The following is a 1,768-nucleotide window of genomic DNA, read 5'->3' on the forward strand; positions in this document are numbered from 1 at the left end:
ACGCTTCCGTGTTCGGTGCAGCACCGACCAAACGCACCGACAGGAAACGGCTGGCAAAGCCATTACCCGTCTGGTTGCTAAAGAACTGCAACCCCTTGGAGTGATCCAACAACGCCACATCCATGTCACCATCCCTGTCATAATCCAGGCAAGTGATTCCTCTTCCATCACTGGGTAACATCAAGCCCCATTGGAATGCTTGATCCTTGAAGGTTCCGTCACCCTGGTTAATAAAGAGCCGAGGCAAGGAGTCGAAATACTCCTGTGTAATCCTCTGGTAGTAGTCTTTCGTGGCTTGCTCGCTTTCATTGCTTACAATGCCATCAGGAATCGTTCCAAAACCGTTCACATGGAATATATCCAAAAAACCATCGTTATTGAAATCAGCAAAACAGGCCCCCCAGCCCCAGCCCCCATCAGCAACGCCAGCCTCACCAGTAATATTTTCAAGAACAACATCACCACCATTGCTATTGTTACGATACAGTCTATTACCCGTCACCCCCCAATTACCTTCAGCCTCACTATTTGGATCGTATATGGAGGTCACAAACCAATCTAAATCGCCATCATTGTCGTAATCTCCTAATGCTGCCCCCATTCCATTCTCATCGGAAATAACCTCCCTATCGGTGACGTTACCGAAGTGACCACTACCCTCCCCTTGCATAACCACGCTGGTGCCGAAATCAGATGCCAATAACAAGTCAATTTCACCATCGCTATTCATGTCTGCAAACTGGGGCGAAAAATTGAAATCTTGAGACATACTGTCGCTAGACAATCCAGACTCACCGTCAAAATGCATCAATTCTTCACCACCGTTATTTTTCCAAAAAACAGGGGCAGTGAGGACATTTCCAGGAACCCAATGCGCCAGAAAAATTTCCGGGTAACCGTCATTATTAGTATCTGAGAATGACATTCCATAGGTGTGCCTACTCATGGAAATATTCGCCACACGGTAATATTTATTACTGCTATTACTTGAATAAACAGGCACATTTTTCTGCTTAATATTGCCAAATAACATTTCGCGCCGGTAATCCCCATTTAAATCTGCCATACCTACACCGGTAAACAGGCCTCCCGGGTCATCATCAAGCAACTCCATTGAATCAAACCCCGCCTGACCGCCTCGATTACGATAAAAAATCATACCCGAGGCCTCCCCACCGGCATAAGCCAGATCCAACCAGCAATTATCATCTAGATAACCTGCGCTCACTCCACCGGAAACCATCGTAGGCTCAATTGAAAACACATCAGAAACATCCCATGTTTCCGCATTAAAGCCGTGAGGGTGACTAGGTCTGCCCATAAAATCATACAGTCCGAACGCCAAATCATGGCGAGGGAGAAATACATTTAACCCGCTATTAAGTGCCAATACAGAGGGGTCCTCATCGCAGTCTCCCAATTCTGCGAAAGTGGCCAGCTCCGGAGCGGTAAAATTTAGCGCAACTGCTTTGGCATAATCCGAAGGCTCCGCCGGAGGCTCTTCTTCATCCGGTTCCGGATCGACAATCACGTCTGGCTTTGCCACCGGATTTTCACCATGTACCAAAAGATTGCCATCAGGGTCCTCGCTCAAATCCGGCGTCCATTGATTGCGGCACAGATAATTTTTCACACAATCATCGGTAAGCGAACGCAGAAATGCGGCCAGGTCGGCCACTTCACCGTCACTCAGTGCCCGGCCAGGCAATAACGGCTCTGCCAACAGGAAACTGCTGGTCTCAAGCGCTTTTCGGGTATGGGTCTCTGA

Annotated in this window: 1 protein-coding gene; it reads right to left on the bottom strand. The window is 48.1% G+C overall.

The window, feature by feature from the left end:
• Nucleotides 1-1,768: FG-GAP-like repeat-containing protein (locus tag ACN0IC_RS15250; protein WP_416879606.1), on the bottom strand; the 1,768-nt coding region annotated here is incomplete at both ends.

It is taken from the genome of Litorimonas sp. (assembly GCA_029936425.1).
In the GTDB taxonomy this organism is placed as follows: Bacteria; Pseudomonadota; Alphaproteobacteria; order Caulobacterales; family Maricaulaceae; genus Litorimonas.